This window comes from Mesorhizobium sp. SEMIA396 (assembly GCF_024518615.1).
In the GTDB taxonomy this organism is placed as follows: Bacteria; Pseudomonadota; Alphaproteobacteria; order Rhizobiales; family Rhizobiaceae; genus Mesorhizobium.
On the sequence record NZ_JANIFC010000008.1, the window covers coordinates 70363 to 89184 of the forward strand.

The 18822-nt window shown below is 63.3% G+C and carries 17 protein-coding genes; 11 read left to right on the forward strand and 6 right to left on the reverse strand.

Translation table 11 applies throughout. The features are described 5' to 3' along the window. The first annotated feature begins 82 nt into the window (after positions 1–82). The 7 genes from tkt to NP503_RS19705 all read left to right on the forward strand — a co-directional run bounded on the left by tkt (position 83) and on the right by NP503_RS19705 (position 9534). Positions 83–2074: a transketolase gene (gene tkt / locus NP503_RS19675; protein ID WP_127273136.1), complete on the forward strand. Its 1992-nt coding sequence runs from the start codon at positions 83–85 to the stop codon at positions 2072–2074. A gap of 155 nt (positions 2075–2229) precedes the next feature. After that, the gene (gene gap / locus NP503_RS19680) at positions 2230–3240 is read left to right on the forward strand and encodes a type I glyceraldehyde-3-phosphate dehydrogenase (protein WP_023810967.1); all 1011 of its coding nucleotides are present in this window, start codon (positions 2230–2232) and stop codon (positions 3238–3240) included. A gap of 217 nt (positions 3241–3457) precedes the next feature. Then, positions 3458–5347 (forward strand): potassium/proton antiporter, encoded by a 1890-nt coding sequence (locus NP503_RS19685; protein ID WP_127271761.1) that lies wholly within the window; start codon positions 3458–3460, stop codon positions 5345–5347. Positions 5348–5494: 147 nt separating this feature from the next. Continuing rightward, entirely contained in the window at positions 5495–6691 is a 1197-nt protein-coding gene (gene pgk, locus NP503_RS19690; protein WP_127270749.1) for a phosphoglycerate kinase, read from the forward strand. Positions 6692–6825: 134 nt separating this feature from the next. Then, the gene (locus tag NP503_RS19695; protein ID WP_127271757.1) at positions 6826–7851 is read left to right on the forward strand and encodes a class I fructose-bisphosphate aldolase; all 1026 of its coding nucleotides are present in this window, start codon (positions 6826–6828) and stop codon (positions 7849–7851) included. A gap of 166 nt (positions 7852–8017) precedes the next feature. Further along, positions 8018–8758: a thioredoxin family protein gene (locus tag NP503_RS19700; RefSeq protein WP_127271085.1), complete on the forward strand. Its 741-nt coding sequence runs from the start codon at positions 8018–8020 to the stop codon at positions 8756–8758. Positions 8759–8820: 62 nt separating this feature from the next. Continuing rightward, a complete protein-coding gene (locus NP503_RS19705) occupies positions 8821–9534 on the forward strand; it encodes an SGNH/GDSL hydrolase family protein (RefSeq protein ID WP_127271755.1) in 714 nt (237 codons plus the stop codon). Between the two features lie 21 nt (positions 9535–9555). On the opposite strand, the gene NP503_RS19710 is transcribed toward NP503_RS19705, so the two are convergent. Together NP503_RS19710 and NP503_RS19715 are read right to left on the reverse strand one after the other, a co-directional pair. Next, the gene (locus NP503_RS19710) at positions 9556–9717 is read right to left on the reverse strand and encodes a hypothetical protein (protein ID WP_023810961.1); all 162 of its coding nucleotides are present in this window, start codon (positions 9715–9717) and stop codon (positions 9556–9558) included. A 116-nt stretch (positions 9718–9833) separates the two neighbouring features. Beyond that, positions 9834–10781, reverse strand: a complete 948-nt coding sequence (locus NP503_RS19715; RefSeq protein WP_127271596.1) for a ring-cleaving dioxygenase — start codon at positions 10779–10781, stop codon at positions 9834–9836. Between the two features lie 312 nt (positions 10782–11093). Between NP503_RS19715 and NP503_RS19720 the strand changes: the two genes are divergently transcribed. From NP503_RS19720 to NP503_RS19735, 4 genes are all read left to right on the forward strand, one after another. After that, positions 11094–11261, forward strand: a complete 168-nt coding sequence (locus NP503_RS19720) for a hypothetical protein (protein WP_013529241.1) — start codon at positions 11094–11096, stop codon at positions 11259–11261. Positions 11262–11345: 84 nt separating this feature from the next. After that, a complete protein-coding gene (locus NP503_RS19725) occupies positions 11346–11936 on the forward strand; it encodes a DJ-1/PfpI family protein (RefSeq protein ID WP_127271753.1) in 591 nt (196 codons plus the stop codon). A gap of 72 nt (positions 11937–12008) precedes the next feature. Continuing rightward, a complete protein-coding gene (locus tag NP503_RS19730; protein WP_127271751.1) occupies positions 12009–12416 on the forward strand; it encodes a hypothetical protein in 408 nt (135 codons plus the stop codon). A gap of 128 nt (positions 12417–12544) precedes the next feature. Further along, positions 12545–13264 carry a YafY family protein gene (locus tag NP503_RS19735; protein ID WP_013529238.1) on the forward strand — a complete coding sequence of 240 codons (720 nt, stop codon included), beginning with the start codon at positions 12545–12547 and terminating at the stop codon, positions 13262–13264. A gap of 61 nt (positions 13265–13325) precedes the next feature. On the opposite strand, the gene NP503_RS19740 is transcribed toward NP503_RS19735, so the two are convergent. The 4 genes from NP503_RS19740 to NP503_RS19755 all read right to left on the reverse strand — a co-directional run bounded on the left by NP503_RS19740 (position 13326) and on the right by NP503_RS19755 (position 18768). After that, positions 13326–14021 carry a DUF1013 domain-containing protein gene (locus NP503_RS19740; protein WP_127269986.1) on the reverse strand — a complete coding sequence of 232 codons (696 nt, stop codon included), beginning with the start codon at positions 14019–14021 and terminating at the stop codon, positions 13326–13328. 305 nt (positions 14022–14326) lie between these two features. After that, complete coding sequence (locus NP503_RS19745) at positions 14327–14962, reverse strand: hypothetical protein (protein WP_164748827.1); 636 nt, start codon at positions 14960–14962, stop codon at positions 14327–14329. Positions 14963–15024: 62 nt separating this feature from the next. Continuing rightward, positions 15025–15372, reverse strand: a complete 348-nt coding sequence (locus NP503_RS19750; RefSeq protein ID WP_164748828.1) for a hypothetical protein — start codon at positions 15370–15372, stop codon at positions 15025–15027. 69 nt (positions 15373–15441) lie between these two features. After that, positions 15442–18768 carry an autotransporter domain-containing protein gene (locus NP503_RS19755; protein WP_127271749.1) on the reverse strand — a complete coding sequence of 1109 codons (3327 nt, stop codon included), beginning with the start codon at positions 18766–18768 and terminating at the stop codon, positions 15442–15444. Between the last annotated feature and the right edge of the window lie 54 nt (positions 18769–18822).

Here is an 18822-nt window from a genome sequence, read left to right on the forward strand (position 1 = left end):
CTAAAAGCCCGCGCCTGCTATGTGTCGCGCACCCTTTTCAAGGGCTCTCCCAAGCCCCCAAACCCCCACTTCTGGAGGAACCATGACGTCGCGTGAACAACATGACCGGATGGCCAATGCGATCCGCTTTCTCTCCATGGACGCCGTCGAGAAGGCAAATTCCGGCCATCCAGGCCTGCCAATGGGCTGCGCCGATATCGCCACGGTGCTGTTCACGCGCTTCCTGAAATATGATCCCAAGGCCCCGCACTGGGCCGACCGCGACCGTTTCATCCTGTCGGCCGGCCATGGCTCGATGCTGCTCTATTCGCTGCTGCATCTGACCGGCTACGAAGACATGACCCTCGACCAGATCAAGCACTTCCGTCAGTTGGGCTCGAAGACCGCCGGCCATCCCGAATACGGCCATGCCGCTGGCATAGAGACGACGACGGGGCCGCTCGGCCAGGGTCTCGCCAATTCGGTCGGCTTCGCGCTCGGCGAGCGCATCATGAACGCAGCCTTCGGTAACGATCTCGTCGATCATTACACCTATGTCCTGGCCGGCGACGGCTGCCTGATGGAAGGTGTTTCCCAGGAAGCCATCGCGCTTGCCGGCCATCTCAAGCTCAACAAGCTGATCGTCTTCTGGGACAACAACGACATCTCGATCGACGGTCCGGTCTCGCTGTCCGACAACACCGATCAGGTGGCCCGCTTCCAGGCCTCCGGCTGGAATGCCAGCCACATCGACGGCACCGATCCGGAAGCCATCGCCTATGCCATCGAAGCCGCCCGCCATTCCGACAAGCCGACCATGATCGCCTGCAAGACGACCATCGGCTTCGGCGCGCCGACCAAGGCCGGCACCAACAAGGCGCACGGCTCCCCTCTGGGCGCCGACGAGATCGCCGGCGCGCGCAAGTTCTTCAATTGGGATTCGCCGCCCTTCGAGATTCCGGCCGACATCCTCGACGCCTGGCGCACCGCCGGCAAGGCCGGCGTCAAGGCGCGTACAGACTGGGAAGGCCGCCTGGCCAAGGCCGATGCCAAGCTGAAGGCTGAGTTCGAGCGCCGCATCAGCGGCAAGCTGCCGTCCAATTTCGACGCGGTCATTGCCGATTACAAGAAGAAGCTGTCGGCCGACAAGCCGAAGGTCGCCACCCGCAAATCGTCCGAGATGGCGCTGGAAGTCATCAACGGCGCCTTGCCCGAGACCATCGGCGGCTCCGCCGACCTGACCGGCTCCAACAACACCAAGACCAGCCAGACCAAGAACATCACCTCGGACGACTATGGCCAGCGCTATGTCCACTACGGCATCCGGGAGCACGGCATGGCGGCTGCGATCAACGGCCTGACGCTGCATGGCGGCCTCATCGCCTATGGCGGCACCTTCATGTGCTTTTCCGACTATGCCCGGCCGTCGATGCGGCTGGCATCGCTGATGGGCATCCGCTCGATCTTCGTCATGACCCATGATTCCATCGGTCTGGGCGAAGACGGCCCGACCCACCAGCCGGTCGAGCATCTGGCCGCATTGCGCGCCATTCCCAACCACAATGTCTTCCGCCCGGCCGACGCCGTCGAAACCGCCGAATGCTGGCAGATCGCCCTTGAGTCGGAAAAGACGCCGTCGACGTTGGCGCTGACACGCCAGAACCTGCCGACGGTACGCGACGAATTCGTTGCCAGGAACCTGAGCAGCCAGGGTGCCTATGAGCTGGCTGCCGCCAGCAGTGAAGCGGCGGTGACGATCTTCGCCACCGGCTCCGAGGTCGAGATCGCGCTCGGCGCGCGCGACCTGCTGGAAAAGCACGGCCATCCCACCCGCGTCGTCTCGGTGCCCTGCTTCGAACTGTTCGACCAGCAGAGCGACGACTACCGCAAGAAAACGATCGGCAACGCGCCGATCAAGATGGCGATCGAGGCCGGCATACGCCAGGGTTGGGATCATCTGATCGGCTCCGACGGCATCTTCGTCGGCATGACAGGCTTCGGCGCCTCGGGCACGATCGAGCAACTCTATCCGCATTTCGGCATTACCGCCGAAGCCGCGGCCAAGGCGGCGGAAGCCCGCCTGCATACAAAGTAGGTTCAAGGTTCGGCGAAATCGCGATAAGGCGGTTTCGCCGGGCTGACCCAACTTAATCGATTTAAATCCACGTCGCTGCGGCTGGATTCTTTCTGCTTCCGCCGCTATGAAACTGCGGACCCCTCGTCCGCCCTCCAACTCCCAGGGAGAGAATTATGACCGTCAGAGTTGCCATCAACGGATTTGGCCGCATCGGCCGCAACATCCTGCGCGCCATCCATGAATCCGGCCGCAAGGACATCGACGTCGTCGCCGTCAACGACCTCGGCCCGGTCGAGACCAATGCGCATCTGTTGCGCTATGACAGCGTGCATGGCCGCTTCCCGCATGAAGTCTCGGTTTCCGGCGATCAGATCACCGTCGGCAAGGAAACGTTCAAGGTCACCGCGATCAAGGATCCGACGCAGCTACCGTGGAAGGAACTCGGCATCGACATCGCGCTCGAATGCACCGGCATCTTCACCGCCCGTGACAAGGCAGCGGCACACCTGACCGCCGGCGCCAAGCGCGTCATCGTTTCGGCCCCTGCCGAAGGCGCCGACCTCACCGTCGTCTACGGCATCAACCACGACCAGTTGACCAAGGATCATATCGTCATCTCGAATGCCTCCTGCACCACCAACTGCCTGGCGCCGCTGGCAGCCGTGCTGCATGAGACGGTCGGCATCGAAAAAGGCATGATGACGACGATCCATTCCTACACCGGCGACCAGCCGACGCTGGACACCATGCACAAGGATCTCTACCGCGCCCGCGCCGCTGCCCTGTCGCAGATCCCGACCTCGACGGGTGCCGCCAAGGCGATCGGGCTGGTGCTGCCCGACCTCAAGGGCAAGCTCGACGGCATCTCGATCCGCGTGCCGACCCCGAACGTCTCGGTCGTCGACTTCAAGTTCATCGCCAAGCGGTCGACCACGGTGCAGGAGATCAACGACGCGGTGATCGCCGCCTCCAACGGCAAGCTCAAGGGCATTCTCGGCGTCACCCATCATCCGAACGTGTCGATCGACTTCAACCACGATCCGCGCTCCTCGATCATGGCGCTCGACCAGACCAAGGTGATGGACGGCAACTTCGTGTCGGTGCTGTCCTGGTACGACAATGAATGGGGTTTCTCCAACCGCATGGGCGACACATCGGTCGCCTTCGGCAAGACCATCGCCTGATCACAAGCTCTCTTTTCGAGACTTGGAACGCCCGGCTTTGCCCGGGCGTTTTTCATGAGCGCAGCTTGCGCCTTCCCAATTTGTGTCCTGCGCGCCAAAACATCCGAAAATCAGCGGCATAGGCCAAAAAGCCACCCTGCCGCCTTGCACTGGTCACGTCTTCGCCCCACTCTCTCGCAAAGCAGGAGACAGACGAATTTGAGGGGCTGATTTCAGGATGGAGCATGCGATCTATCTCGTCACGCTGGTCGGCACAGCGCTTGTCGTCGCCGCCGCGTTTTCGAGCCTGATCGCCTTCCGCTTCGGCGCTCCTCTTCTGCTCCTGTTTCTCTGCATTGGCCTCGCCACCGGCACCGACGGACTCGGCATCCAGTTCGACAACGCCCGCATCGCTTATTTTGCCGGCTCACTGGCGCTGGCCGTCATCCTGTTCGATTCCGGTTTCGGCACGCCGCTCAACGCCTTGCGGCAGGCTGCGGGCCCGGCTTTGTCGCTGGCGACCTTCGGCGTGCTTGTCACCACCGGCCTGTTCGGCGTCGCCGCCCATTATCTGCTCGATCTCACCTGGCTGGAATCCTTCCTGCTCGGGGCTGCCGTAGCCTCCACCGATGCGGCGGCCGTGTTCTTCCTGCTGCGCGCCGGCGAGATCAATCTGCGCGAACGCGTGCGCTCGACGCTCGAGGTGGAATCCGGCACCAACGACCCGATCGCCATCTTCCTGACCATCACGCTGGTAGAGATCATCGCCGCCCACGCCAACCCCGAAACCAATGTCCTGGTCACCAGCCTGTTCCTCGGCTTCCTCCTCAACATGGGCCTTGGCGCTGTCGTCGGCGTGCTCGGCGGCCTCGCCATCGTGCGCCTCGTCGACCGGCTCAATCTCGACCACGGCCTGCTGCCGATCTTCGTGCTGACCTTGTCGCTGATGGTGTTTGCAGCCGCCGGCGCCATTGGCGGCTCGGGCTTCCTGGCGGTCTATATCGCCGGCCTCATCTCGGGCAATTCCGATATCCGCGCCGTCACCATCCTCAAGCGCTTCCAGGACGGCATGTCATGGCTGGCACAGATCATCATGTTCCTCATCCTCGGCCTGTTCGCGACGCCGTCGCAGTTCCCGGCGATCATGGTGCCGGCGGTGCTGCTCGGCCTGTTCCTGATGTTCATCGCCCGTCCGATCGCGGTCTGGCTCTGCCTGATCCCGTTCCGTCTGCCGCGCCCCGAGGTCGCCTTCGTCTCCTGGGTCGGCCTGCGCGGCGCGGTGTCGATCCTGCTCGCCATCACCCCGCTGCTGGGCGGGCTGGAAAACGGCCGTGTCATCTTCAACACCGCCTTCATCATCGTACTCGTGTCGCTGGTCATCCAGGGCTGGACAGTCGGACCGCTGGCGCGCCGCCTCGGTCTGATCGTGCCGGCACGGCTCGGACCGCTGGACAAGGTCGAGCTGGAACTGCCGGGCTCGGCCCATCACGAGCTTCTTGCCTATCGCGTTGCACACGGCAGCCCGGTGGCGCGCGGCGAGCGCATCCCACGCTGGGCGCGACCCTCGCTGGTGTTGCGCGACGGCCGCTCGATGCGCTTCCAGGACATGGGCCGGCTCGCCGCCGGCGACCAGGTCTACATTTTCGTGCCGGACCGCTATCCGCGCCTGCTCGACAAGCTGTTCGCGAGCCGTGCAGTGGTCGATCCCGAGGATGCCGATTTCTTCGGTGCCTTCGCCGTCGACCCCGCGCGCTCCGCCGCTGAACTGGAAGCGGCCTATACGCCAGGCCTGACCGAAGCGGAGCAAAAGCTCACCGTTGGCGCGCTGGTCACGGCGCGGCTCGGCGGCCATGCCGAATACGCCGACCGCGTCCTGCTCGGCCCGATAGAACTGATCGTCCGCGACGTCGACGACAAGGGCAAGATCATAGGCCTCGGCCTCTCGTTCGAGCCGACCGCGCCGGTGGCGCGGGTGCCGGTCTTCCTCAGCGCCGGCGAAATCGGCGATCGTCTTTCCGCCTTCATCCGCAACTGGCGCAAGCCGACCGAGACGCAGGAGGCCGAGGCGCGGGCGGACGAAAAGCAGGCCCCGGAGCCAGCGCCGGAAAAGGCAGCAACCGAAAGCTGACAAACCCGCTATTGAGCGCTGCCATTCATCCGCCCCGCCGGTGCAAGATCGTGCCCACTTCAAAATTTCGGTTCGAGCGCGCCCTAAGCCTTGCATCGACACCGATGCGGGGTATGGTCCCCCGGTTTTTCGCGAAAGGAACCCCGCATGGCCGCCTTCAAGACACTCGACGATATCGGCAACATCAGCGGCAAGCGTGTGCTGGTGCGCGTCGACCTCAACGTGCCTGTCACTGAGGGCAAAGTCACCGACACCACCCGCATCGAACGCATCGCGCCGACCATCGCCGAGCTGTCAGGCAAGGGTGCCAAGGTCATCCTGCTCGCCCATTTCGGCCGACCCAAGGATGGCCCCTCGCCCGAATTCTCGCTGGAACCGATCGCCAAGGCGACAGCCGACGTGCTCGGCCGCCCCGTCGGTTTCGCCTCGGATTGCGTCGGCGACACGGCCGGAAGCGCTGTCGCCGCCATGAACAAGGGCGACGTGCTGCTGCTCGAAAACACCCGCTTCTACAAGGCCGAGGAGAAGAACGATCCGGCCTTCACGGAAAAACTCGCCGCCAATGGCGATATCTTCGTCAACGACGCCTTCTCGGCCGCGCACCGCGCGCATTCTTCGACGGAGGGGCTGGCGCATCTGTTGCCGGCTTTTGCCGGCCGCACCATGCAAGCCGAGCTTGAGGCGCTGGAGAAGGGCCTGGGAAAACCGGTTCGTCCGGTCGTCGCCATTGTCGGCGGCGCCAAAGTCTCGACCAAGATCGATCTGTTGATGAACCTGGTGAAGAAGGTCGATGCCCTCGTCATCGGTGGCGGGATGGCCAACACCTTTCTTGCCGCGCGTGGCACCAATGTCGGCAAATCGCTGTGCGAGCATGATCTCGCCGCGACCGCCAAGCAGATCATGATCGAGGCGGCCGAGGCCGGCTGCGCCATCATCCTGCCGGTCGACGGCGTCGTCGCCAAGGAGTTCAAGGCGGGCGCGGAATGCGAGACCGTCGCCATATCGGACGTGCCGGCCGACGGCATGATCCTCGATGTCGGCGCCAAAACCGTGACGGCCATCGGCGAATGGATCGACCGCGCCGCGACACTGGTCTGGAACGGCCCGCTCGGCGCCTTCGAGATCGCGCCCTTCGATCATGCGACGGTGGCAGCTGCCAAGCACGCGGCGTCGCGCACCAAGGAAGGCAAGCTGGTCTCGGTCGCCGGCGGTGGCGATACGGTGGCGGCGCTCAACCATGCCGGTGTCGCCGACGACTTCACCTATGTCTCGACCGCCGGCGGCGCTTTCCTGGAATGGATGGAAGGCAAGCCGCTGCCCGGTGTCGATGTGCTGAAGCGCTGAGGCTCCGCGGCGATCAACACTCGGAGAGCAAACAAGGCTGCCCGAGGCTTTCAATCGATTCGAGCTTTCCGATGCCATTCCTTTGGCGGTAGACTTCCGTTAAGCGCGGAACAACCGTTTCAGGAGAAGCAACAATGAGCGAACGTCTCGAAGACATTGCCGCCGCGATCGTCGCCGATGGCAAGGGCCTGCTGGCCGCCGACGAAAGTTCGGGCACCATCAAGAAGCGCTTCGACGTCATCGGCGTCGAATCGACAGCCGACAGCCGCCGCGACTACCGCGAGATGATGTTCCGCACCAGGGAAGCGATGACCCGCTACATCTCCGGCGTCATCCTCTATGACGAGACGATCCGCCAGAAGGCCGCCGACGGCACGCCGCTGGTCGACATCATCAAGGCGGCCGGCGCCATCCCCGGCATCAAGGTCGACGCCGGCGCCAAGCCGCTGGCCGGGTTTCCCGGCGAGACCATCACCGAAGGCCTCGATGGCCTGCGCGAGCGCCTTGCCGATTACTACAAGCTCGGCGCCCGCTTCGCCAAATGGCGCGCGGTGATCGACATCGATATCGCCAAAGGCGTGCCTTCGGGGACCTCGATCGGCTCGAACGCGCACGCACTCGCCCGCTATGCAGCCCTTTGCCAGGAGGCCGGCATTGTGCCGATCGTCGAACCGGAAGTGCTGATGGATGGCGCCCACGATATCGACACCTGCTACGACATCTCGAAGGCAACGCTGATCAAGCTTTATGACGAGCTCCATGCGGCGCGCGTCGTGCTGGAAGGCACCATCCTGAAACCGAACATGGTGCTGGCCGGCAGGAAGTCGGGCAAGGTGAGCAGCCCCGAAGAAGTCGCCGAAAAGACCATAAAACTGTTCCGCGAAACCGTGCCGGCAGCGGTGCCGGGCATTGCCTTCCTCTCCGGCGGCCAGGAGGACGAGGAGGCGACCGCCAACCTCAACGCCATCAACGCCATCGGGCCGCACCCGTGGAAGCTGACCTTCTCCTATGGCCGCGCACTGCAGGCCGCGCCACAGAAAGCCTGGAGCGGCAAGGCCTCGAACGTTGCCGCCGGCCAGGCCGCCTTCACCCATCGCGCCCACATGAACCATCTGGCAGCGCTCGGAAAATGGAAGGCGAGCCTGGAACAGGCCGCCTGATCACAGTCCTTTCTTCCTCCTTCGAACCCGGGCCGATGCGCCCGGGTTTTTTTGTTTGTGACTTGCCGGGCTTGGGGCGGAGCCTCTCCGTCCTTATTTCCTCTCGGGCGATGTCGGGTTGTGCTCATCCCGAACGTCCTTGGAATGACACTTCAGGGAGAGGTTCATGCATCGCAACAAGATCGTTTCGCGCGAAGACTGGTTCCAGGCGCACAAGGCGCATCTGGCGCGCGAGAAGGAACTGACGCGGCTCCGCGAGCGGATAGCGGCTGAGCGACGTGAATTGCCCTGGCTGAAGATCCGGAAGGACTATGTCTTCGAAACCGGGCAAGGGCCGAAGAGACTGGCCGACCTGTTTGCCGGCAACAGCCAGCTGATCGTCTATCACTTCATGTTCGGGCCGGGCTGCGTCAGTCATTGCGAGGGCTGCTCATTCCTTGCAGATCATATCGACGGCGCCAATCAGCATCTGCGGCATCACGACGTGTCGCTGGTCGTGGTTTCGCGCGCTCCACTGGCGGAACTTCTGCCTTACAAGCAGCGCATGGGCTGGAAGTTCGACTGGGTGTCGTCCTATGCCTCGGATTTCAACTTCGACATGCAGGTCTCCTTCACCGACAAGCAGATCGCCGCGGGCGACACCACCTACAATTTCGAGACCCGTCCACGAACATCGAAGGAGCTTCCCGGCACCAGCGTTTTCTACCGGGACGAGGCCGGCGACATCTTCCTCACCTTCATGTCGCGCGCCCGCGGCGGCGAGGCGCAGATCGGCGCCTACAACTATCTCGACATGACGCCGAAGGGCCGCAACGAGAACGGCCCCTATCACGGACTGATGGATTGGGTGCGGCTGCACGATGAATATCAGGGCAAGCAAGCGGGGCAGGCGAGTTGCTGCGATTGAAGAGCGTTCCCGTCGACCAAAACATGCGCTAAGGCTGCCGCTGATCGTTTAACGGTACTGCCATGCGCTTCCCGTCCCTACTCACCTGGCTCGCCTTCCCGGTCTATATCTGGCAAGGCCTCGGCGTGCGACGCCGCACCACGCGCATGCTGCCGGCGCAAGGGCCGGTCATGCACGAAATATCAGGCAAGGCGCCTGATATTTCGCTTCTGGTGCTGGGCGATTCGTCCGCCGCGTCGGTCGGCATAGGCAATTCGGAACATGGGCTTGCCGCGCAACTCGCCGTGCTGATTTCACAAAGCACAGGCCGCACCGTGCGCTGGCGGGCGGCCGGCTTTAATTCGGCAACGTCGGGCCAGATACGCGACCATGTCCTGCCCAATCTGTCGGCCGAACCGTGGACGCATATCGTGTTGGCCATCGGCACCAACGACACCAAGAATTTTCACTCCGTGCCGCGCTTCAAGAAGGAGTTCGGCGGCCTGCTCTACGGCCTGCGCGCCAAATGGCCGGAAGCACGCGTGGTGTGGTCGCCGGTGCTGGAGTTCACGCGGGCTCCGGCCATGCCGCCGCTGCTCGGAAAAATCCTTGAGATTCGCGCCACCGACATGAACCGGATGGGCGAACGCCTTTGCCTGGAGCGCGGCGCGGTGCCGGCGCCGCGCCTGCCGATCACCAATCCGGAAGCCGGCTTTGCCTCGGACGGCTTTCACGCCTCGGAAGCAGGCTACCGGGCCTGGGCCGAGCATCTGGTTGGCCCGGTGCTTGGCAATTGAGCACCGACGACAAGTGCCGTCCTACGTCAAATGCCCGAGCACGGCCGCCAGTGAAATCGCAGCCATGGCGAGCAGTGCCAGCTTCCAGAAATCGCCGCGTCGCTTGAGGCCTGGCCAGCCAAGCGGCTTGATCAGTTGAATGACCATGAAACCGACGATGACAAGGGCGAGGAATTTCGTCATGCCGCCTTTGACCAGCAACGCGCCCGGCTGTCAAAGCACGTCGTTCATTGCCTGAGAAAGAACGACGCCGCGATCCTGGGTCAGAACGCGGCGCCCGCCTGCGGCTGGCAAACGATCTACTTCAGCGGCTTGAGGCCAGCCTCGATCGAAGCGCGCTTCGGTTCGAGGAATGGCGGCAGAGCAAGACTTTCCCCCAGTGTTTCCAGCGGCTCGTCGGCGGTGAAGCCCGGCCCGTCGGTGGCGATCTCGAACAGGATGCCGTTCGGCTCGCGGAAATAGAGCGAGCGGAAGTAATAGCGCTCGACCTCGCCGCTCGACGGCAGGCGGAATTCGGCCAGCCGCGCCGTCCATTGATGCAGCGTCTCCTGGTCCGGCGCCCTGAAGGCGACATGGTGAACCGCACCGGCGCCTTGCCGTGCCGGCGCCAGTCCCGGCTGCACCAGGACATGCAGCTCCGCCGCCGGCCCGCCCTCGCCCATTTCGAAGACGTGAACCTGCCCCTCCGGCGACACATAGTCGCGCGCCTTGCGCATGTTCATCACCTTGGTCACCACCGCCTCGGTGTTGGTGATGTCGGGAACGCTGATGACGATCGGCCCGAGCCCGCGTATCTGGTGCTCGACCGGTACCGGGCTTTGCGCCCAGGGATGGCTGCCGCCCTTGCCGCCATCGCTGACCAGGCGCAGACGCTGGCCCTCGGGATCTTCGAAGTCCAATGACGCATAACCGCCGGTGTCGGCGATCTCTCCTGTTGCCAGGCCTTCGTCGGTCAAGTGTTGCTTCCACCAGGCAAGGCTCTCCCGACTGCCGACCCTGAGGCTGGTCCGCACGATGCTGTGCGTGCCGCGCCGCTCGCGGCCGACCGGCCAGTCGAAGAAGGTAAGGTCGGTGCCAGGCGTCGCTTCGCCGTCGGCATAGAAAAGGTGGTAGGCCGAGGTGTCGTCCTGGTTTACGGTCTTCTTGACCAGCCGCAGACCCAGCACCTTGGTGTAGAAATGAAGATTGCCGGGCGCGTTCGCGGTGATGGCGGTCAGATGGTGGATACCTGTCAGTTGCAAGCTCATCGTCGTCTCCCTGCTGTTGGGGAAGAATTTTCTCCCTCCATATCAGACCTGCGGTCACCCCGCTGAAGGCCTCGTATTCCGACAGTCCGTCGCCGGAAGCTGAACAGCGGCGCCGAAAACTACGCCGTCGCTATGAACAATCGGAAGCCGCAAACCTGCCTTGAGATACCGGTCGATGCGGCGAAAAACGATGCCTTGCCCTGCGGCGCGCGCACTGTCCGGAACTATTGTTCGCGCCCTGCCATCCTCCTGACAGACTGCTGTCAGGAGGGGTATGCGATAGTGCCTCTACACAGAGAGAGGAGACTAGCCATGAACGGTTATACCATTCTGCGCGGCATGCAGCACTATGTCGGCAAGATCCGCACGATGCGCAACGAGATCCGCACTCAGCGGTTCATGAACTCGCTGCCGGCGGACATTCGCAAGGATATCGGCTGGCCGGACATGTATGCGGATCGTGGCCCTCGCGGCAATTAAAGCCAATTTTTCGACCCGGCGATTGGATGTCGGCGCGTCAACGCCCAGATAACAGGTCCGGTGCGTGAGGATGGGAGCGAGCTTATGCCCGAACAGAAGACGATCGGCTTCCTTTTCATCGAAGGTTTTGCCGACTGGGAGTATGGGCTGCTGGCGGCCTCGGCGGTCGAATGGTTCGGCGCCCGTGCCATGTCGCTGACGCCTGATGGCAAGCAGGTGACTGGCATTAGTGGCTTTCGGCTGATCCCCGATCGCTCAACAGGCGCCAGCGAGAATGCCGATCTCGATGCCATTGCCATCATTGGTTCCGACCAGTGGACGAGCAAGGCACAGCCTGATGTAGGCAACCTGCTTGCCGCCATTGCATCGCGCGGCGGTGTGGTCGGCGGCATCTGCGCCGGCACGCTGGCGCTGGCCCGCGCCGGCCTGTTCGAGAAGGCCAAGCATACCAGCAATGGCCGCGAGTGGATCAAGGGTCATGAAACCGGTTATGCCGGTGCCGAGAACTACCAGGATGTGCCGCATGCCGTAGCCGACGGCAAAATTGTTTCCGCGCCGGGCTCGGCGCCGGGCACCTTCGCGCTCGCCTTTCTGAAGACGCTCTACCCCGAAAGAGGCAGCGATCTCGCGCGGATGCGGACACTGTTTGCCAAGGAGTATGCTGAAGGCTCCTGACAGTATGCTGTCAGGAGTGCCGTGCAATGGTGCCAGCTTCGGACACCACGCATTGGCGTCAAAGGACGATCGATGAAGAGTTGGAAAGACAGACTGAGCACACCTGGCATCAACGGCGTGAAGCCGACGCCGCGCACGATGGCCGATGTCATCGAAGGACAGCCTATGCTGGTGCCGACGGCGCGCCAGGTCGATGATTTCATCCGCTCGATTCCCGAAGGCATCGACATGGATGTGCGTGCGCTGCGTACAGCACTTGCCGTCGAGCATGGCGCCGAAGTGACATGCCCGGTCACCATAGGCTATCATCTGCGCACTGTTGCCGAAGCCGCCAACGAGGACCTTCAGCGCGGCATGGCGCTGAGTGACGTGGCACCGTTCTGGCGCGTGCTCGATGCGAAAACACCGACGACGAAGAAACTGTCCTTCGGCGCGGAGTTCGTCGCCGCGCAGCGCAAGCGCGAAGGGCTGAAACCATGAGGCACGCCGCCCAAAAGTGTTCTGCGGTTTTGGGATAACGGCATGCGCGAAAACACGATGCCGTGCCGTCCAAAAGTGGACATCAGTTTTGGGCGACATGCATAGAGACAACGCCGAGGGACCATACGATGCGCCGCGCCGACAGGCTCTTCCAAATCGTGCAGCATCTGCGCGGTGGCCGATTGGTCACCGCCCAGAAGCTCGGCACGTGGCTCGAGGTTTCCGAGCGAACCATCTATCGCGACATTGCCGATTTGCAGTCGACCGGAGTGCCGATCGACGGCGAAGCCGGCGTTGGCTACATGATGAGGGAGGGGTTCGACCTTCCGCCGCTGATGTTCACGCGTGACGAAATCGTCGCGCTGGTCGCCGGCGCCCGCATGGTGCGTGCCTTTGGCGGTGCCGCCATGGCGAGGGCCGCAGACGAGGCGCTGGTCAAGATCGGCGCCGTATTGCCCGATGCCGAGAAAGACCGCATCGCCCGCACCGAGATCCACACACCGATGTGGGTGGTCAGCGACGCTGCCCGCGAGGCGATCGACCTGATCGAGCGCGCGGTCGAAAAACGCCAGGTGCTGACCATCGACTATTCCGACGAGGCCGGCCGCGGCACAGCCCGCGATATCCGCCCGCTCGGCCTGTGGTTTTGGGGCAAGGTGTGGACCCTGGTCGCCTGGTGCGAGATGCGCGACGATTTCCGCGCCTTCCGCATCGATCGCATTGCCTCCGTGGTCATCGCCGGCCGCATCTTCAAGCCGGAACGCGGCAAGCAGCTCGCCGACTTCTACCGCGCGGTGGAGCGCAGCGAGGATTACGGCATGGCGCCGGACCGCGCGGCGCGAAGCTGAGTTGTTGACCACATAAAAAAGCCCGCTCGAAGCGGGCTTTTTTTTGGAATGTCAGACAACCTCACTCGTCGTCGTCATTGTCCGTGTTCTTCGACTTCAAGGCCGAGAGCTTGGCGAACACGGCATTGGCGTCGAGTTCGGCATCCTCGTCTTTCGGCTTTTCGGGAGCCGGCACCAGCCGCTCGGTCAGGGCCGCCGGCAGCAGCGTGTCGCCGACCGGCTGCGCCTGTTCGCGGCCGCGCGAGGCGCGATTGACTTCCATGTCGAGGTCGATCTGCGAGGCGAGGCCCAGCGTCACCGGGTCCATCGGCTGTAGATTGGCCGAATTCCAGTGCTTGCGCTCACGGATCTGCTCGATCGTGGACTTGGTGGTGCCGACGAGGCGCGAGATCTGCGCGTCCTTGAGCTCGGGATGGTTGCGCACCAGCCACAGAATCGCGTTCGGCCGGTCCTGGCGCTTCGACAGCGGCGTGTAGCGCGGACCCTTGCGCTTGGATTCAGGCACCCGCACCTTGGGATCCGAAAGCTTCAGGCGCTGGTTCGAATCCTTCTCGGCACGGGCGATCTCGTCGCGGGTCAGCTGTCCGGTCATGATCGGGTCCATGCCCTTGATGCCTTGCGCCGATTCACCGTCGGCGATTGCCTTGACCTCGAGCGGGTGCAGCCCGCAGAACTGCGCGATCTGCTCGAAGGAAAGTGCGGTATTGTCGACCAGCCAGACAGCGGTCGCCTTGGGCATCAGCAGCGTATTGGCCATTTTACAAATCCTTCTCGTTCGCCCGCGTTCCCGCGCGGGCGGTGGTTTAGAGCCACCAAAATGGGAAATTCGCGGTCTGTATAACCGCTCTCGGGTCGTTTCGCAACGTTTTTGGAGCCAAAGACCGCACCGCGTGCGCTGCGCGCTCAAGACCGCCGGATCGCCCGGAGCGCGACCGCCCCTTGTTCGACGGACGGCGCAAAAAATCGCGCGTCGGCTTTCCGGCCTGCCGGTTATCGGCCCGACAGCTCCACCTACCCCAGGTCGAATGCCTCGAAACGGTAGCGGCCAGTTGTCATCCAGGTTCAGTAGAACGGCGAATATGGCTCCAGTCCCGCTCGCGTGAAGATGGAAATGGGGTGATCAATTCGCGCGACAACGCCCGCCCCCAAATTGATGCCCGTTCCGTCGCAGACACTAAAGACTTTCGACCGCGTTCCGATCAGCACATGGACCGGTTTCCCCGCCTGGACGGGGTATGTACTGTTGTGGATGAAAAGGACCCCGCTCGCTTGTAGCGTGTCGTGCGCATTGCCGTTGCTGCTCGAAATTTCGACGTAGTCGCGACCCGCGAATGAATTGTTCGTCCAGATGCCGACAACTCCTTCCACCGAGAGCCAACCATTCGCCCAGCCGTCGGCATCGCGAGGATAGTATTGTCTGAACAGGCGATAGGTCACGCGGTCCGATAGCCAAAAAACCGTCACGTAGCCGTCCATGTCCGGCACATAGGTGAACCAGATACCGGTCTCGCTCGTGGCGCGCAGGCTATCCGAATCGTATGGGTCCAGATTGTTGGCGCTGACGAAATCCATCGAGAGCGGTACCGGATCGGTCACGGCATGATCGTAGAGTTGGGTGAGCGTCCACCGTCCATTATAGTTGAACCACTTGTCGAAGTAGGTTCCTCGATCGACCGTGTTCAGGTCGATCCTCTGCAATTCCCCCCGTTCGACCGGACCAAAAGGAACTGGCCCCAGGTCCGGTATATCGAGGCGTGGTATCATAACCGTGCTGGTCGTGGTCGTTGCGACAATCTGCCTAGATCGAGCAAGGATCCTGTTTTGCCAACCGCCGATCGCACGTTCCGCGCAATCAGGTCCGCCCGATAGTCTCGCCAATAGTGCCCGGACCGGATCTTTTCGAACGCGACCATCTCTTCGATCAGATGGTCGACGTCTTTGGCGGAACGTCTTGTCTTGGAAAGGAAAGCATTCTGCTTGCCAAGCAATTTCTCTCGCGCCTTGGCCTCGCCTTCCAGAAGGTCCGTGTCGAATGGCAGTTTACATCCCTGCGTTGGGACAAAACCGCTTTCATGCTTGGTGTGGAAATCGACCTTTGACCTGACCATGTGACCTCCAGCAGTTTCTTGCCATTACCGTGGTGACGGTGCGCTTTTGCTGCTCGCCACCTGTTGCCGTCAGAACTTCACGGCGAGATCGACCTTTGCGCCCTGGTCGACCGTGCCGCCGCCGAATTGGCCGGTATAGGCCAGGCCCAGCGTCGCGTTGGCCGACATGTTGAAGTCGAGCCCAGCCTCGACGACCGCGCTGTCCCTGGCGATCGGCACGCCGGCGATGGTGAAGGCGTCGCCGCCGGCGAAGGCGAAGCTGGAGGTCGGCGTGACATCGCCGAAGGCATGACGCCAGCCGAGCATGCCGCGCGCGGTGACGTTCATGCCGCCAAACGCGAAGTCCGAGGAACCGCGCAGGCCGAGCGTGGTGAAGGTCGCATCGGTGGACGTACCGGCGCTGGTCAGTGCCGCATCGCCACCGTCTTCGGTGAAGCCGTCGGTATGGACGCTGACATAGGCCAGGTTGGCGAACGGTTCGAACCTGAATTGTCCGGCATCGGCCTTGTAGGCGAGTTCGCCGAAGACCTGCGCGGTGCCGGCATCGTAGTCGGCCGACAACCCATCCGTGAAGCCGTTGAAAGCAACCGAGCGTTTGGTCGAAAGACTGCTCCAGGAGTAGGCAGCGCCGGTGCGGAAAGCGATGGCGCCCCAGTTGGTGCCGCCATAGAGGCCGAGGTGATAGCTGTCGCTCTTGCCGGAGGAGTTTCGGTCGTCGGCATCGAAGCTCGAATGGCTGTAGCCACCGAGCAAACCGACACGCCAGCCGCCCACCAGCGTGTCGGCGCCCGCCAGCAGGCCCCCCGTCGAACGATCGAAGGCAGCGGCATTGCCGTCGGAGTCCGTGCTGCCCCAGGAACCAAAAGCCTGGCCCCAGACGGCAAAACGGTCGGTGTCGGCGGCGACCATTTCGGGGCCGCCTTCGCCATAGGCCATGACCGGCAATGCGGCCGCGCCAACATCGCCGAAAGCGGCGCGGATGCGGCTGGTCGCTGCGTCGCGGACGAAGCGGCTGTCCTCGACCAGCATGCCCTTGGCCGAGGCGTGGATTTCCCCCGAAAGCTGGTCGAAGGCTGCCTGGGCTTCGGCGTCGGTGGCTAGACCGGCAACGGCATTGAACACAGCCCCACCGGTCAGGCTGTCCAGCCCTTCACCGGTGGCAATCTGGTTCGGCGTCAGCCCGGCATCGGCGAAGTCGCGCACCTTGGTCACGTCGAGATAGGCGTTGTTGGCATCATAGGTGTCGGTCACAGACAGGAATGGAGTGCTGGTGACACCGGTCACACTATTGAACGTACCGGTCAGCCCGCCATTCGCCGTCAGCACTGTGTAGGTGCCGATAGCAAGGCCGCCGACACGCACCCCTAGAATCGCATCCGTGATATCGGCAGTTCCCGTGGTTGTGAATTTATCCGCGCTGGCACCGCTGACGTCGACGGCCAGCACCGAGCCGGCGGCGAAGGCCGCATTGCCACCAGTCTGCTCGGTGATGTCGCCAGCCACGTCATTCATCATGCTCAACTGGCCCTTGTTGGTGAAACTGGCCAAGCCGTTGAACGTCGTCGTCACGGCGACGGTTGCGCCGAGGTTGGCGGCATAAATGTTGTTGCCGATATTGTTGACCAACGTGCCGCCGCTGAACGCGTTGCTGCCGCCGGCGGTGGCCCAATTGCCACCGTTGGTGACGACATTGCCCACTGCTGCGCCCAGCTTGACCGTGCCGATCAGGGTCCCATTGTTGTTGAAGGCCACCGGGCCGCCCGATGCATCGATTGCCAGCGCCGCGGAGGTTTGCGCGTTGTTGCGCACCAGACCGCTGGTGGTGATGGAAATCGCCTGGCCCGCGGACGACACCGCCTTGATCGCGGCGTCGCCGCCTTCGACCGTACCTGTCGCCGTGATGGTGGTGGCGCCGGTTCCCCTGTTATCGGCATTGATACCGTTTTCGTGGCCGTTGACTGCCGTGACGTCGATCGTCAGGCCGCCCGTCGCGGTGGCGGCGTTGAAGGCGTATATGCCGTCGGTGCCTATTCCGGTCACCATGCCGGTCGCCGTCACGCCGGTGGCTCCGTTGCCGCTGTTGTAGGCGCGGATACCATTGGTCCCGCCGGTGACTGCCACGGCGTTCACTGTCAGGCCCGTACCCGTGGTATAGACATCGATGCCGTTGTCGACCGTTCCAGTCACCGTACCCGTCGCGGTCACGCTGGTGGCACCGGTCCCGTTGTTCTGGGCATAGATGCCGGCGAAGCCACCATTGACTGCCGCCGCACTCACCGTCAGTCCGGCCCCGTCTGTGTAGGCATCGATGCCGTTGTTGCTTGCCCCAGTCACCAAGCCCGTCGCCGTAACGCTGGTGAAGCCTGTGCCGTTGTTGGTGACGGCGATGCCGCCCTTGCCGCTAACCGCCGCGGCACTCACCGTCAGGTCGGTCGCCGTGGTGCCGTTGGTGGCATAAATACCGTCTTCGCTTGAGCCGGCTACGGCAGCCATCGTGGCTATGATGCTGGTGGCGCCGCTGCCGTCGTTCGAGGCAAAGATGCCGTACCGGCCGCCGGTCACCTTGCCGTAGGCGGTGACATTCAGATCGCTGCCAGCAGGGACGGTCGGGCCTGAAAAGGTCACGGTACCATTCAGAATCGTATTGACGACATCGAGTTGTTGTCCGCCATTGACGGCATGGATGCCGTCGCCGGTGCCGCCAGTCACGTCGCCATTGGCGGTGATGTTCAGGGCTGCGGTCGCCCCCTGGTTGATCGCGGAAATGCCGACATTGGTGCCGCTCACTTTTCCGGTGGTGACGTCGGCATCCGAGCCTAGCGAATAGACGACGACGCCATAGCCATTGGCGCCGGTCGCCGTGATATCGCCGGTGGCGTTGACGGCGGTGGCGCCGTCGCCGGTATTGATGGCGGCGAGGCCGATCAGGGCGCCGGTCAAGGCACCATTGGTATCGATGGTCACCGCGCCACCCGGGTTCGCTCCGTAATGGGGAGGTGCCACCTGTGGAACCAGCGACACGACGCCAAGGCCGATGCCCGTCGTCGAGCTTAGCGCCGAAGAATTGGCATCGGTGTAGCTGACCGCGCCGCTGCCCAGTATGCCGAGCGCGAAGGGATCGCTGGTGGTAACGCTGAACCCCGGATCGGTGGTGACCGAAGGGTTGGCCGGAGCAAGGGCAAGGGCGATGAAGTCGCCCAGGTCGAGCGGCAAGCCGATCGTGGTGGGTACGATCTGGCCGGTGGTGTTGACGCCGGAGCAGACATAGTTGGGTGGCGCCGCCGGCGTGCAGGCGGCGTCGGCATTTTGGCCCAAGCCGAGCAGCGTCGCCCCGGCCATCGCCGTGCTGACCAGCAAGCGGTTGCGATAGCGACGATTGCGATCGTTGAGATTCATGTAGTGCCCCAGCCCCGATCCCGACAGATCGCCCTCGGCGGGAGCCGAAGCGAT

Excerpts from the sequence above, each read along its gene's own strand:
- NP503_RS19715 (WP_127271596.1), bottom strand. The coding sequence starts at position 10,781 with ATGAGCTTGCAACTGACAGGTATCCACCATCTGACCGCCATCACCGCG.
- NP503_RS19700 (WP_127271085.1), top strand. The coding sequence starts at position 8,018 with ATGCATCGCAACAAGATCGTTTCGCGCGAAGACTGGTTCCAGGCGCAC.
- NP503_RS19755 (WP_127271749.1), bottom strand. The coding sequence starts at position 18,768 with ATGAATCTCAACGATCGCAATCGTCGCTATCGCAACCGCTTGCTGGTC.
- NP503_RS19750 (WP_164748828.1), bottom strand. The coding sequence starts at position 15,372 with ATGGTCAGGTCAAAGGTCGATTTCCACACCAAGCATGAAAGCGGTTTT.
- NP503_RS19735 (WP_013529238.1), top strand. The coding sequence starts at position 12,545 with ATGCGCCGCGCCGACAGGCTCTTCCAAATCGTGCAGCATCTGCGCGGT.
- tkt (WP_127273136.1), top strand. The coding sequence starts at position 83 with ATGACGTCGCGTGAACAACATGACCGGATGGCCAATGCGATCCGCTTT.
- gap (WP_023810967.1), top strand. The coding sequence starts at position 2,230 with ATGACCGTCAGAGTTGCCATCAACGGATTTGGCCGCATCGGCCGCAAC.
- NP503_RS19730 (WP_127271751.1), top strand. The coding sequence starts at position 12,009 with ATGAAGAGTTGGAAAGACAGACTGAGCACACCTGGCATCAACGGCGTG.
- NP503_RS19725 (WP_127271753.1), top strand. The coding sequence starts at position 11,346 with ATGCCCGAACAGAAGACGATCGGCTTCCTTTTCATCGAAGGTTTTGCC.
- NP503_RS19705 (WP_127271755.1), top strand. The coding sequence starts at position 8,821 with ATGCGCTTCCCGTCCCTACTCACCTGGCTCGCCTTCCCGGTCTATATC.
- NP503_RS19710 (WP_023810961.1), bottom strand. The coding sequence starts at position 9,717 with ATGACGAAATTCCTCGCCCTTGTCATCGTCGGTTTCATGGTCATTCAA.
- pgk (WP_127270749.1), top strand. The coding sequence starts at position 5,495 with ATGGCCGCCTTCAAGACACTCGACGATATCGGCAACATCAGCGGCAAG.
- NP503_RS19720 (WP_013529241.1), top strand. The coding sequence starts at position 11,094 with ATGAACGGTTATACCATTCTGCGCGGCATGCAGCACTATGTCGGCAAG.
- NP503_RS19695 (WP_127271757.1), top strand. The coding sequence starts at position 6,826 with ATGAGCGAACGTCTCGAAGACATTGCCGCCGCGATCGTCGCCGATGGC.
- NP503_RS19740 (WP_127269986.1), bottom strand. The coding sequence starts at position 14,021 with ATGGCCAATACGCTGCTGATGCCCAAGGCGACCGCTGTCTGGCTGGTC.
- NP503_RS19685 (WP_127271761.1), top strand. The coding sequence starts at position 3,458 with ATGGAGCATGCGATCTATCTCGTCACGCTGGTCGGCACAGCGCTTGTC.